This is a genomic window from Kribbella sp. NPDC004138, assembly GCF_053603655.1.
In genome coordinates, this window is sequence record NZ_JBSGFZ010000010.1 from 88302 (window position 1) to 101443 (window position 13142).

Here is a 13142-nt window from a genome sequence, read left to right on the forward strand (position 1 = left end):
CACTAGTTCGCTGTGACTTCGGTCGACCTAGCACTACCTCGACAGTACAGCTGACGCCACAGTCAATACTTAGGTTGACATGACACGGTGTAGCCATGGCCGCCCTTCCCTACCGCCTCATTCGCAACCTGATGCTCGCTGCCGGTGTGCTGTACTGCAGCCTGCTGCTGGAGGCGGCGGCCGGCTTTCCGCTCGACGTCCAGCACTCGTTCCTCAGTGAGCTGGGCGCGCGGGACCAGCCCACGAGTTTGTACGCACGGGTTATGGACTTGGCGACGGGCGTGTTGCTGCTGGTCGCCGTACTGCTGGCCAGACCGGCAGCACGGTTCCGGCGGGAAGTGACCGGTCTGCTGACCAGTACGGCGGTCTTCGGCCTCGGCACACTGTTCGACTCGTTCTCGCCGATGGACTGCGCACCATCCGCCAGTGCCGCGTGCCGGGCGGCTGAGGCGAACGGCCAGGTCGGGGTGGCGCTGGTCCTCCACGAGGTGACCTCGACGCTCGCAGGCCTCGGCAGCATCGCCATGGGCGTCTTCGCGGTCCTGGTCCTCCGCCGGTCCGGCTGGGTCGGAGCCCGAGGCAAGGCGGTCGGCGTACTCGCTCTTGGGGTCGTAGTGACGCAGACCTGGCTCGGCCTGCAGACCGGCTACGACGTCGTCACCGGCAACGACCTGCACGCTCCAGGCATCCTCCAACGCGTAGCGGTACTGCTCGTCTGCGTAATGCTGGGGACATTGCTACCAGGTCTGAGGCACGCTTTACCTCGATGACCGTGACGTGGATCGTGGTGCCTGGCCTGGCTGAGACTCCGGAGGAGTTCGGTCGGGTGGTGGAGTTGTTGCCGGGGGAGGACGTGCGCGTCATCGATCCGTGGCGGACGCCGATCTCGTCCGGCGTGGACGCGTTGCGCGCGGCCGCCGGCGTACAGCCTGACGCGGAGATCGGGCTGGTCGGCCACTCCATCGGTGGACTGGCCGTCCTGCGGTGGGCGCTGACGCGGCCGTACGAGGTGACCAGGTTGGTGCTGGTCGACACCAGTCTCACCTCGGAGACGGGGCTGCGCGCGTTCTACCCCGGGAAGCGCGGGGACCGGGCCGTGCGGGCGGCGGCGCGGTTCCTCGGGCGGGTCGGCGTACCGCGGTTGCTCGGTCCCGCGGTCCGGCGGCTGATCGTGCGGCTCGGCAGCATGTCCAACCACGACCTGTTGTCAAAGGCAACAGCCAGGGCGAGGTACGGCGGGGACAGTTCGTGGCTGCTGTTCTGGGACGAACTGGCCGGCAGCTGGGAGCTTGCCGCCGAGGTCGCCAAACTGGTCGCTGATCCGGTGGACCCCATAGCTCCCACGACCGTGCTGGTGGCAACCGGCGGCACCTCCCGCTTCACCGCCAAGCGCTGGCTGGCAGGCCAGCAACGCCTGGCCGCCCGCCTGGGCGGAACAGTAGAGGTCCTCCCCAACTCAGCCCACCTCGTCCACCTGGACCGCCCCGACGCCATCGCCACCGCGGTCTCCGGACGATCGACTCCAGGCTTGGGCTAAAGTCTCGGGCGCCTTGACTCGATGCCGCCGGGTGTCGGCAGGTAGGTCTCGACCGTGATTCGGTCGTCGTTCAGCGCACTCACTCGCTCGATCCATGCCTGGCTCTCGTCGTGCGGAACCTCGAGCACCACTCGGTTCTTCTCCGCGTCCCAGCCTCCACCGAGGCCCGTGCGGGTGCCGGTCCGGCTGGAGTACGTCGTCAGGCCCGGCGCCCACTCCTCCACGGTGGCGAACAGCCGGATCGCCAGCTGTTCCAGTTCGGCCCGCGAATAGCGGACCGATTGGAACTCAACGGTGAAGCCTCTGGCCATCAAGCTCTGCGCTGTGGTCAGAACCGACGCTTTCACAACTTCGACGATTGACGATGTCTCGTCGAGAGCGCCGACCAGCCTGACGGTCACCCGCTTGCTGTTCGCGTCCCACTCCAGGCCGCCATCCGCCGCTGGGACCTTCGACAACCGGCTGGAGAGTGCGTCGATCTCCGCTTGCACATCTGCGGTGCCAGTGACGTCCAGTGGCTGGGGGCGGCGTGGTAGTGCCTTCCTGGCCATGTACTCAATTGCAGCACGTCCAGCCAACACTCGGCCGGGCGGGCGTCCTCCTGATCGGCTCGTGTAGCGGGCCCGGCTACTTCCACTCCGCCGGCGACTGTCGTACGCTCAATCTACTGAAACAGTCGTGGCAGTGACGTTCTGCAGTGAGGTGAGCGGATGGTGCGATGGAAGTGGTGGGTCGACGATGTTCAGGCGCACTGGCGGCGGATTCACCGCTTGTACGTGAACCGCGCCTACGGCTGGCGAGCGCGATGATCGTCATCACCTGTGCGGCGTGTGACCGGCGCATGTTGCTGCCGATGAGTATGGTGACGGGCCTGGACCGCCGGGTGGATCGGGCGGGGCAGGTGTTGTACGAGCTCGCTTACACCTGCTGGTGCGGCGCGCCCGGTACCAAGCTGGTGAAGGGGCCTAAGTAGTGCTGGTCATTGCTGGTGTCGGGAGTTTGCGCTGCCAGACCTCGTCGAGGGCCATGCGCATCGCGCCGGTCACCACCGCGTCTTCGGCCAGTGCGGAGAGCTCCAGCTTCGGGTGGTTGAGAGTCAGTAGGCGCAGCTGGTCCGAGATGGCGTCCAGCAGTACGGCGCCGGCGCGGGCGACACCGCCGCCGATCACGACGGCCGTCGGGTCCAGCACGAGGACAGACGGGGCCAACGCCCGCGCGAACGCCCGAGCGACCTGCTGTACGACGGCCTGCGCCACCGGGTCACGCTCCGCCGCCGCGGCGAACACGTCCGCGGTGTCCAGCTGCTCGCCGCCGAGCTCGGCCAGCCGCGACTGCGGGTTGTCCAGCGCGGCCTGACGACCCAGCGCCGCGATCGCCTCGGAGCCGACCGCGCGTTCCAGCGGGCCGCGGCTGTCGTCGGGGTTGATCACGTCGTCGGGGTCGGTGGCGATGAAGCCGATCTCGCCGGCCGCGCCGGTGCCGCGGTGCAGCCGGCCGTCGATCACGATGCCGGCGCCGAGGCGCTCACCCCACTGGACCGCCAGCAGGGTGCCGGTCCCGCCGCGCGCGGCCGCGATCGCCAGCGCGGCCAGGTTGGCGTCGTTGTCCAGCATGACCGGGCAGTCGAGCAGGCCGCGGACGTGCTTGATCAGGTCGATCGCCGACCATCCCGGTACGCTCGGGACCAGCTGGACCCGGCCGGTGTGCTCGTCCACGATGCCCGGGCTCGCCGCCACCGCGGCGGCGATGTCCTCGGCCGGTACGTCGGCCTCCGCGAGCGCCTCGTTGATCACCTCGCTGATGACCCCGAGGAGTTCCTGCGCGGTCCAGCCGGGCCCGGAGCGCCGTACCAGCGACAGCTTGCGGCCGGCCAGGTCGGAGACGCCGACGGTGACCCGGTGCGGGCCGACGTCGAGCCCGAGCACGGGAGCGGCGCGCCCGCGCAGCGAGACCCGGATGGCCGGGCGGCCGAGCGAGCGGTCCGCGGAGTCGGGGCCGTGCTGCTGCAGCCAGCCGGCGTCGAGCAGTTCGTCGACGGCCTGGGCGACCGTCGGCCTCGCCAGTCCGGTGCGCTCGACCAGTTCGGCGACGCGCAGCGGCGCGGGCGCGGATCGGCGGACCGCATCCAGGACCGAGGCGACGTTGATCCGCCGCAGCATCGTCGTGCCGCCGCCGCCGACCGTTCCCTTGCTCATGTCCGACCCCTTGCCTGCCACTCGCACAGTATAGATAGCGAGCGTTCGTAAATACTGTCCATTGCGCGCGCCGACTGGCGGACACCGGTGCGTGAGTCGACAACTATCACCCGAGAGGTCCCGGAGCGTTCTGCACACGCATCCGTGCCCGGAATCGGCACTGCTCAGTTCCGAAGAACGCTCCGGACGAAACTGCTCAGCGCGTCGCGGTCCGGTTGCTGTGTCTTCGTCAGCAGCCCGGCCACGTGCTTCTCGACGGTTCGCGGCGAGATGTGCAGCCGGGCTGCGATCGCCTTGTTACCGATCCGGTCCAGGAGCAATCGGCACACCTCGTACTCCCGCGCGGTGACGCCCAGTTGGCGCAGCGACGCCGGTACGTGTTCGGAACCGCTCCGCCGCTGCGGCACCGTCGCACCGAACTGCCGCAGCAGACCGCGGCAGGCGCTGGCCACCGCCGGAATGCCGGCGTTGTGGAAGTACTCCTCGGCCTGCCGCAACCACCCGACCGGTTCACCCCACCCGTCGGCGTGGGCGGGCTCCGCGACCAGCCGCAGACCCAGCTGACTCGCCATCGGGTACAGCGAGGCGGTGTCGACCGCGGCGAGCACAGCGGCGTTGGCCGCCTCGACCTGTCCGTCCCGTCCGAGCAATACGGCGTGCGCCAGCTGCACGTACTGCTTGTTCCACCGCATCCCGCTCGCGGCGGTCGCGGTCACCGTCTTGAACTGCGCCCAGCCGCTCCGGCCGGACAGTACGTCCAGCAGCAGCCCCAGACCGTTCTTACCCACCATGTGCAGCGTGGTCGGGTTCTGCGCGTCGTACTCGAGCGCCTGTGCCATATCGGCTTCAGCCAGCTCACGGTCCTCCTCCAGGAGTGCGCAGAACGTCCTCGCCAGACCGTAGGAGTACGGCAGCTCGTACGACGCCCGCTCGCCGCCCCAGTTCGCGGCCTCGGCCAGGGCCGCCTCCATCGCGGACCGTCGGCCCTGGTGGGCTTCCAGCATCGCCTTGGTGGCCAGGAAGTACGTCGCCGAGCGGCCGACCCGCAGCCGCCGGGTGATCTCGAGACACTCGTCGATCAGCTCGGCGGCCAGCGTGTACTCGGACCGCAGGACCGCCTGCTGCCCGAGGATGCCGTCGATTTCGTACGCCAGCGGCATCGCCCCGACCCGCAGGGCCTGCTGCCGGGCGCGCCCCAGCTCGCGGACACTGCCGTCGGCCAGGCAGATCGTGCCCGCCTGGAAGATGTGCGAGCAGACGCGCTGGAACGCCAGCGAGTGGTCCTCGGCCACCTGGCGTGCGCGGTGGAAATAGGCGATCGACTGGTCCAGGTCGTGCTCCCGGGCCAGGATCCCCAGCAGGTCCAGGGCCTCGCAGGCCACCTCGGGCAGCTTGGCACGCTCGGCGGCCGCGACGGCCCGGGTGGCCAGTGCGGCGGCGGTCTCGATCCGATCGGGGCTCGTCCGGGACAGTTCGAGGTTCGCCGCGACGACGTCGACCGGCGCGAGATCGGCATCGTCTGCCTCGGGGCCGAGCAGCGAGCGGGCGGTCGCCACGTGGGTCAGCGCGTCCGCCCAGCGGCCCGCGATCATCTCGGCGTTCGCCAGCTGGACGTGCAGGGCGGCCACCTTGCGGCTGTCGAGGTTACGGTCCGCGAGCTCGTCGACTGTCTCCGCGTGTGTGGCGAGGTACTCCAGCCGGCCGGTCGCGCTGAGGGCGAGCAGCAGCGAGCTGAGGGCGTCGGCCCGGTCGACGACGTCGGAATCCGCGAGCAGCACGTTCGCGCGGTCGAGCAGATTGACCGCCGAGCCGGCCGACCCGTCGTCGAACGACCGACGCCCCGCGAGCGCGAACAGTCGCCCGGCGCGGCCGCGGTCCCCGCCCGTCTCGGCGAGCTCCGCGACCATCGGACACCACTCGCCGGGCAGTCCGGGGTACAGCTCCTCGACCGCGTCCGCACAGCGCCGGGCCAGCGCCGACCGTTCCGTCGGCGTCAGACCGGTCACCAACGCGTCGGCGGTGAGCGGATGCCGGAACGCGTACCAGTCCGGCGCCGGCTCGTCCGGCTCGACCAGCTGCGCCGCCGTACCGGCCCGGAGCGTTGTCAGGAGCAAGCGCTCGTCCACCCTGGCGGCCTTGCGTACCACGCTCAACGGGAACCGGTGCCCGATGACAGCGGCCAGCAGCAGGATGTCCTGCGACTGCGGCCCGAGCTGCGCCGTCCTGCCGTTGACGCTGCGCACTACCGCGTCCGGCACGTTCCCGCGCAGGTCATCGGCCACCTGCACGCGGCCGTCCGGGCTTGTCACGAGCTGGCCGGAGCGGGCCGCCTCCTGCAGCAGTTCCTCAACAACAAAAGGGCTTCCGGCGCTGTCCTGCCACAACTGATGGACAAGTCGCTCCGGTACGTCGTCAACCGGAACCTCTAGGCAGCCTGCGGCAAGCTCAGCCACGTCATGGCGCTGGAGAGGCGGTAACGCGACCAGTCCGGCCGCGCCCCGCTGTGCCGACGAGCTGGCCAGTTCGTACGCCGGACAGACCTCGTCCCGCGTCGTCGCGACCAGCGCGATCGGCTGCCCGTCCAGGTTGTCGAGCAGGTACTCGACGACGGCCAGCGTCTCCGGGTCTGCACCGTGCAGGTCCTCCAGGACCAGCAGGCAGCCGCGGTCCTTCCCGACGAGCGTGAGCAGCCGCAGTACGGCCTCGCCGAGCAGGACCGGCGAAGCCGAGGTGTTGTGCGACGTACCGTCGTCCCAGTCCGGGACCAGACGCCCCAGCACGCGCCGGTACGGTCCGAGAGCTTCGGTCGCGGGCATCTCGCCGCGTCGCACCAACGACAGCAGCGCCTCCGTGAACGGCCGGAACGCGACCATCGTGCCGATCGCGCCGACCCGGCCACGCAGAACCGCCATACCGTCGTCGAGTGCGCGGGAGGTGGCCGTAGCGGCCAGCCGGCTCTTGCCGATCCCGGGCTCGCCGGCCAGGAAGACCGCGCCGCCACGCCCGCCGCGAGCGTCGGCCAGCAGCCGGTGAAGACCTTCGATCTCCCGGTGTCTGCCGACCACCGCGGGCGAACGGGGCTGCATGGCAGCCAACTGTAACGACGGCGCCTCGGCGCCGCAGGTCAGGACATGGCTCAGCCGTAGCGGCGGGTCAGCAAACAGCCGGCCTGGAAGCGGGACCTGGCGCCGAGCGCGGCCACCATCGCGCTGATCTCGGCCCGCACGGTCCGCAGCGACAGACCGAGCTCGCGGGCCACCGCGGCATCCTTCAGACCGGTGGACATCAGCCGGCCGATCGCGATCTGACGGCTGGTCAGCTCCTCGGCCTGGTCCGGGCGGTGCGCGTCGAGCTCGTACACCTCGCAGTCGGACTCCGCCGCGAGGCTGTCCCGGCGCACCGCTGAGTTGAGCACGCTGACAGGTTGCCAGCCAGGGCGACGGCGCGCATGGGGGATCGGCACCCACATTTGTGCGGGAGCCGGGAGCCAGGCCGTGGCCGCTGCTACTCGGCCACGGAGTGAGCTCTCGGCTGTGGCGAGCGTACCTCTCGGGGCGCTCATCCGGACCGCCTAATCTGGGTACTGCCCGACTAGGCGAAAGGCAGGCTCATGTCACGAGAGCGGGAAGTCGTCGAGGCTTGTCCGACCGAGCTGTTCATCGGCGGCAAGTGGGTGGCGGCCGAGAGCGGCAAGACCCTGACCGTCGAGGACCCCTCCACGGGGACGGCGCTCTGCGACGTGGCCGACGCGAGTCCGGCCGACGGCAAGGCCGCGCTGGACGCCGCCGTGGCCGCGCAGGCCGACTGGGCCGCGACGCCGCCACGGGAGCGCGGCGAGATCCTCCGCCGTACCTATGAGCTGATGACCGAGCGGGCCGACGACCTCGCGTTGCTGATGACGCTCGAGATGGGCAAACCGGTCGCCGAGTCCAAGGGCGAGATCGCCTACGCGGCCGAGTTCTTCCGCTGGTTCGCCGAGGAGGCGGTCCGGATCGACGGCGGCTACCAGATCGCGCCGAACGGCTCCGGCCGGTTCCTGGTGATGCGCCAGCCGGTCGGTCCGTGCTTGCTGATCACGCCGTGGAACTTCCCGGCGGCGATGGGCGCCCGCAAGATCGGCCCGGCGGTCGCGGCGGGCTGCACGATGGTGATCAAGCCGGCCGCGCAGACGCCGCTGTCGATGCTCAAGCTGGCCGAGCTGATGACCGAGGCCGGGCTCCCGGCCGGCGTGCTCAACGTGGTGACCACCCACGACGCAGGTGGTGTGATGGAGCCGCTGATCCGCGACGGCCGCGCCCGCAAGCTCTCGTTCACAGGGTCGACGGCGGTCGGGCGTGCGCTGCTCGAGCAGGCGTCCGAGCAGGTGCTGCGGACCAGCATGGAGCTCGGCGGGAACGCTCCGCTGCTGGTGTTCGAGGATGCCGACCTCGACAAGGCCGTCGACGGCGCGATGCTGGCCAAGATGCGCAACGGCGGCGAGGCCTGTACGGCGGCCAACCGGATCTACGTGCAGTCGTCGGTGATGGACGAGTTCGCGACCCGGATGACCGAGCGGATGTCCCGGCTGAAGGTCGGCCGCGGCACCGAGGACGGCGTCGACGTCGGCCCGCTGATCGACGGCAAGCAGCGCGACAAGGTGGCCGACCTGGTCGCCGACGCGATCGCGCAGGGCGCCCGCGCGCTCACCGGCGGGGCGGTTGCTGACGGCAACGGGTACTTCTTCCAGCCGACGGTGCTGGCCGACGTACCGCGGAGTGCCCGGCTGCAGCAGGAGGAGATCTTCGGGCCGGTCGCGCCGCTGACCGCGTTCGAGACCGAGGACGAGGCCGTGCGGATGGCGAACGACACGGAGTTCGGCCTGGTGTCCTACCTGTTCACCAAGGACCTGAGCCGCGCCCTCCGCGTCTCCGAGCGCCTCGAGGCCGGGATGATCGGCCTCAACCAGGGCATCGTCTCCAACCCCGCCGCCCCCTTCGGCGGCGTCAAACAATCCGGCCTCGGCCGCGAAGGCGGATCGGTCGGCATCGACGAGTACCTGGAAACCAAGTACGTCGCAGTCAACATCGACTGAGCGGAAAGCGCAGACGATCAGGAAGAAAAGAAGGCTCTTCAGAAGGCTCGAGTTGGCCTTTCAGACAAGGGATTGAGAGGGGTGGCCTGCTTCGGCGGTCAGCCGTTGGTTTGTCTGCGCGGTCTGAGTGCCGTCTTGCTCGTCCGCCGCCCCATCATCACGAGCCTGCGGGCAGCCCGGTTCTGCCCCTCGTCGACAGCCGAGGTCCGCGTTCGCGGCGGCCGGCAAGGCATGACGTGTAAGGCGGATCCGTGCGCGAGCGGGTGGGTGTCCTCATCGGTTCGGTGTGGGCGACAGGACGAGCCGCCCGCTGCCGGAGGCGGCTGGAAGGATTCCGCCGTCTCCCGACTTGCCGCAGCACAGCGGCCTCCTACCCGCAGGTCTGCGGCAGGAGGTGTTGTGTTGTCCGGCCTCAGCCGGTGGCGGCTGGAGGATTCGGCCGTCTCCTGACTTGCCGCAGCACAGCGGCCTCCTACCCGCAGGTCTGCGGGTAGGAGGTTGTTGGGTTGTCCGGCTTCAACCGGTGGCTGCGAAGGCGGCCGCTTGCCGGAGCGCAGCCTCGTCGGCCCGCCATCGCGAGCGGTCGGCGACGGTCTCCACCGCGACGCCCTCGGACGCCCGCAGGCCGGCCTCAGCGGCCTCAGCGGGCTCGGACTCGCGCGGGCCCGTCTCGCCGCCGGGTGGGTGGGCGCGCGGGGGTGCGGGGCGTCGGGCTGCGGTGAGGGTGGGTGAGGGTTCGGCCCAGGTGGGGTGGGTGACGTGGACGACGCCGTTGGTGATGGTGATGCGCCAGTGGCCGTTGTGGAGGTCGACGTGGTGACGACGGCACAGCAAAGCCAGGTTCGAGACTTTGGTGTCGCCGCCGTCGAGCCAGGAGATCAGGTGGTGGGCGTCGCACATGATCGGCGGGGCCCCACACACCACGCAGCCCCGGTCGCGGGCGTCCAGGGCGCGGCGCATCGCCTTGGTGACCAGGCGTTCGCGGCGGCCGACGTCGAGCGGTTCGGAGTTCGAGCCGAGCACCAACGGGATGATGTTCGCGTCGCAGGCCAGCCGCCGGATTGTCGCCGCGGACAGCCCGCCGCTGTACACGGTCCGCCCGATCGCGTCCGCGGTCGCGGCCTTCAGGTCGTCCAGGTCGATCGTGATCGTGATGTTCGCCTTTGCGCCATACCTGGCCACCCGACCACCTGCGCCCGCGGCGCCGGCAGTGCCCGCGGCGCCGGCTGTGTCGACGCCCTCAGCGCCCTCAGCCGCCGAAGCCGCGGTGCCTGCCATGTCCCCGGTACCCGGCGTGCTCGCGGCGCCCTCGGTGCCCGTGGCAGGGCCGACTGGGGGGCCGGCTGTGGGGCCGACTGTGGGGCCGGTGGTGTCCCATACGGCGGCGGCGATACTCAAGGCATCCGACAGCGCGTCGGCCTGGCGCTTGTCACGTGGGCGGGGGTCGTGTTCGCCGTCGACGGTCTTGTGTGGGCGGGCCCCGGCGTGGACGACCGCGCGGAGGAGTTCGGCGTTCTCGTTGGCCAGGAACCCTTTGAACTTCACGCCGTTGTCCGCGGCCGACAGCGTCAGCGACTCCCGTTCATACGCCTTCAGTTCTTCGGGCTCGGGGCCGTCGGAGTCCAGCAGGTCGGCGATCTCCTTGGCGGCGGTGCGCAGCTCGCCGGGCGACAGGTGACCGGCCAGCCCGACCAGCTGCTCCGCCGCCGCGTCCAGGTGCGCCACCGGCACCCGCGACCGGACCCGGTCGAGCCCGAACACGATCGCGGCCGCCTGCTCCGGCCGCAGCAACCACCCAACACCACCACCGTCCCCGGATCCACCCTCCCCGGATCCGCTGTCGTCGGGGGTGTCGGTGGGTGCGGAGGAGGCCGTGCGGTCCAGGGCGGCCGATACGGCCGGGTAGTGCGGGGCGGCCTGGGCGAGCCGGAGGGTGCGGCGGGCGGCCGGTGCGTCCAGCCGGTAGCGGAACCGCAGCAGTTCGGCGGTGTCGCGGGCGCCGAGTTCTTCGGCGTACCCGGTGGATTCGATCGCGGCGATCACGCTCAGCCGGTAGGCCTCCAGGCGGGCGAGCTCGGCCTCCACCGCGTCGAGAGTGGACAGCAGTTCGCCGCCACCCATCGACCACGCCGGCCGCTCGCCCAGAAGTTCCATGCCACCGACTCTAGACGGTCCCACCGACAGTTTCCGAGCCGGAATCCGCTTATTTTGTGGACTTTTCGTGGGCCCACACCAGCAAACACCCCAGCTAAACCCCCGCACCCGCTCCGCCCACACACCAACGCAGCCACGCTCGGCACTCCGAAATGGTCCGGCGGGCCGGTGACAGTCGGTCTGTAGGAACAGACACCGACCTGGTACGGGAGGAGGCTGCATGCGCCGGCCTCGCTGAGCTCTTGCTGGAGCAGTTCCGCGGCTGTCCGCGCGACCGGTCAGCAACAGCCTCCTCACGTTCTCCCGGAGGACCGGCCCGGGCCTGCTCGGCCCGGGCCCGCTCGGCCCGGGGTAGCGATGCAAACCGCACCTGCATGCCGAGGCGACCAAGCACCCAGCCACTCTGTCTCTCTTGTCTCTGTCGGCAGCCTGAGTGGGAGTGGGATGCTGGGGCGAGTGGGCACTCAGCCCTTTCTATTTCTGTTCTTCTTGTTCTTGAGGCGTCAGTTCGCTGGGTCAGCCTCTAGTCAGTTGGGTGACGGTGACCAGCTCGTAGCCTCGTGCTCGAAGCTCGTGGACTATCGGGCCGACAGCCTGGGCGGTGTAGGGCGCGTTGTCGCCGCCGTGCATGTGGAGTACTACGATCGAGCCGTTCTGGGCGTGGTCGAGGACCTGTTTGATGATCGGCTGGGGTGACTTGGCGAACCCGTCCGCGCCCGGCACGTCCAAGCCAACGGCTGTCACGCCGGCTGGGCCCAGTTCGCGTAGGGCGGCGGCGTCGTAGCAGCCGCCGGGGAAGCGGAACCACCTTGTGGCGTGGGGATCCAGCTGGTCCAGCTGCACGACGGCCCGCCGTACGTCGGCCAGCATCTGTGCGCGTGGCACCGTCCCCAGCGTGTAGCAATGCTTCGTGAAACCGCGGTGGTCGTATGTATGCGTCCCCAGCTCGAACAGCGGGTCGGTGGCGAGCTCCTTCACCACCTGCGGATACTGCTCCATCCACATCCCTGTCAGGAACATGGTTGCCGGCACGTGCAGCGCCCGCAGCTCGTCGATCAGAGCCTTGTTGTAGTACGACTCGACCTGCCCTGACACCAGCCGCTTCCGCATCAGCGCGGTCAGATCGGCGTCGAATGTCAACGCGATCCGCTTCTGGTCGCGCGGCCCGTGGTCGAGCACTGGCATCAGCTTGACGTTGCCAGAGGCACCCGGCTTCGCCTGCACCGGCACGAGCGTCGGACGAACCGTAGGCACCGGTGCAGCGGGAGCACGCGTCTGTGGTGTCTCAGTGACGACTCCGGCGGTCGGTGTGGTGTCGCTGCATCCGGCAACAGTCATCAGCAACGCACCGACCGCAACGCGTTTCCCCCAGGTCACAAAGGATCATTCTACGGTCAGCGTGAGGCGCTGGATGCCCCAGTTGTCCGCGTCAGGCCCCGGCGGGAACCAGACGTCGACGATGTCGCCCTTGATCCAGCTGCCGATGTCCGCCGCGTAGCAGTGCCCGTAGCCGGGGACGTACAGCCGTGTACCCCACGGGATGATCCGCGCGTCCACTGCGCAGATCCCGGTGCCGGCGTTGTAGCCGAGCGCGGTCTGCGCGACGTCGTTGTACGCCGACACGCGATAGTTCAGCGTGGTCCCGACCGGCACCCGGTACGCCGCCAAGCGGTTCGAGGAGTCCAGCCGGTACGACGTGCTGATCTGGCCGATCGACGACGCGGCTGTGTCCTCGGCCGTCATCGCGTACACCTGGTAGTGCGCGCCGTCGCACGGGCTCGTGTCAGTGACCTGCAGCGTCGGCTGACCCCAGTCGCTGATCCACTGCAGCGCCTGCCCGTTCCGGAACGCCCGGTACGCCTTCGCGCCGGCCACCCGGTTGAACGTGAACGTCACCTTTCCGTCCGCGCCGAGGCCGCCGTTGATCCCGCTCGGTGCGGGCAGCCGGCCGCTGACGTCGTACGGCGGCGCCGTCGTACCGTTGCCGTGCCCGCCGGAGACCGGCCGGTCGGGGATCGGCCCGGTGTAGAAGTGCTGACAGGCCGGCAGGGCCGCGGACGCGGTGGCCGGAGCAACCAGCAGGGAAGCGAAACTCAGCAGGACGACGGCGAGAGCGCGCATGACGGCAAGACCTCCGAGGTGGGGCGGGACCAAGGGGTTTCACCCCCAAGTAGCGGTCCCGCCA

General features: G+C 69.9%; 10 protein-coding genes. 3 read left to right on the forward strand and 7 right to left on the reverse strand.

Going from position 1 to position 13142, the window contains the following annotated elements; translation table 11 throughout:
* Positions 1–95 precede the first annotated feature (95 nt).
* Together ACWEOO_RS16265 and ACWEOO_RS16270 are read left to right on the forward strand one after the other, a co-directional pair.
* Positions 96–770: a DUF998 domain-containing protein gene (locus tag ACWEOO_RS16265; protein WP_452143639.1), complete on the forward strand. Its 675-nt coding sequence runs from the start codon at positions 96–98 to the stop codon at positions 768–770.
* Positions 767–1537, forward strand: coding sequence for an alpha/beta fold hydrolase (locus ACWEOO_RS16270; protein WP_452143640.1), 771 nt, complete (start codon positions 767–769; stop codon positions 1535–1537). Before ACWEOO_RS16265 ends, ACWEOO_RS16270 begins: the two co-directional genes overlap by 4 nt.
* Here the strand turns inward: ACWEOO_RS16270 and ACWEOO_RS16275 are convergent.
* The 4 genes from ACWEOO_RS16275 to ACWEOO_RS16290 all read right to left on the reverse strand — a co-directional run bounded on the left by ACWEOO_RS16275 (position 1534) and on the right by ACWEOO_RS16290 (position 7147).
* A complete protein-coding gene (locus ACWEOO_RS16275) occupies positions 1534–2118 on the reverse strand; it encodes a hypothetical protein (protein WP_452143641.1) in 585 nt (194 codons plus the stop codon). The two genes, ACWEOO_RS16270 and ACWEOO_RS16275, sit on opposite strands and share 4 nt — an antisense overlap.
* Positions 2119–2502: 384 nt before the next feature.
* Positions 2503–3732: an ROK family transcriptional regulator gene (locus ACWEOO_RS16280; protein ID WP_452143642.1), complete on the reverse strand. Its 1230-nt coding sequence runs from the start codon at positions 3730–3732 to the stop codon at positions 2503–2505.
* 164 nt (positions 3733–3896) lie between these two features.
* Positions 3897–6818, reverse strand: a complete 2922-nt coding sequence (locus ACWEOO_RS16285) for an ATP-binding protein (protein ID WP_452143643.1) — start codon at positions 6816–6818, stop codon at positions 3897–3899.
* A 50-nt stretch (positions 6819–6868) separates the two neighbouring features.
* A complete protein-coding gene (locus ACWEOO_RS16290) occupies positions 6869–7147 on the reverse strand; it encodes a helix-turn-helix domain-containing protein (RefSeq protein WP_359931713.1) in 279 nt (92 codons plus the stop codon).
* Between the two features lie 195 nt (positions 7148–7342).
* Between ACWEOO_RS16290 and ACWEOO_RS16295 the strand changes: the two genes are divergently transcribed.
* The gene (locus tag ACWEOO_RS16295; protein ID WP_452143644.1) at positions 7343–8803 is read left to right on the forward strand and encodes an NAD-dependent succinate-semialdehyde dehydrogenase; all 1461 of its coding nucleotides are present in this window, start codon (positions 7343–7345) and stop codon (positions 8801–8803) included.
* A gap of 516 nt (positions 8804–9319) precedes the next feature.
* Here ACWEOO_RS16295 and ACWEOO_RS16300 read toward each other — a convergent pair.
* The 3 genes from ACWEOO_RS16300 to ACWEOO_RS16310 all read right to left on the reverse strand — a co-directional run bounded on the left by ACWEOO_RS16300 (position 9320) and on the right by ACWEOO_RS16310 (position 13078).
* Entirely contained in the window at positions 9320–10957 is a 1638-nt protein-coding gene (locus tag ACWEOO_RS16300; RefSeq protein WP_452143645.1) for a DUF222 domain-containing protein, read from the reverse strand.
* 516 nt (positions 10958–11473) lie between these two features.
* The gene (locus ACWEOO_RS16305) at positions 11474–12211 is read right to left on the reverse strand and encodes a polysaccharide deacetylase family protein (protein ID WP_452143646.1); all 738 of its coding nucleotides are present in this window, start codon (positions 12209–12211) and stop codon (positions 11474–11476) included.
* Positions 12212–12340: 129 nt separating this feature from the next.
* Positions 12341–13078 (reverse strand): 3D domain-containing protein, encoded by a 738-nt coding sequence (locus ACWEOO_RS16310; RefSeq protein WP_452143647.1) that lies wholly within the window; start codon positions 13076–13078, stop codon positions 12341–12343.
* Between the last annotated feature and the right edge of the window lie 64 nt (positions 13079–13142).

Coding starts and splice junctions, on each gene's coding strand:
- ACWEOO_RS16265 (WP_452143639.1), top strand. CDS start 96: ATGGCCGCCCTTCCCTACCGCCTCATTCGCAACCTGATGCTCGCTGCC.
- ACWEOO_RS16270 (WP_452143640.1), top strand. CDS start 767: ATGACCGTGACGTGGATCGTGGTGCCTGGCCTGGCTGAGACTCCGGAG.
- ACWEOO_RS16280 (WP_452143642.1), bottom strand. CDS start 3,732: ATGAGCAAGGGAACGGTCGGCGGCGGCGGCACGACGATGCTGCGGCGG.
- ACWEOO_RS16285 (WP_452143643.1), bottom strand. CDS start 6,818: ATGCAGCCCCGTTCGCCCGCGGTGGTCGGCAGACACCGGGAGATCGAA.
- ACWEOO_RS16295 (WP_452143644.1), top strand. CDS start 7,343: ATGTCACGAGAGCGGGAAGTCGTCGAGGCTTGTCCGACCGAGCTGTTC.
- ACWEOO_RS16300 (WP_452143645.1), bottom strand. CDS start 10,957: ATGGAACTTCTGGGCGAGCGGCCGGCGTGGTCGATGGGTGGCGGCGAA.
- ACWEOO_RS16310 (WP_452143647.1), bottom strand. CDS start 13,078: ATGCGCGCTCTCGCCGTCGTCCTGCTGAGTTTCGCTTCCCTGCTGGTT.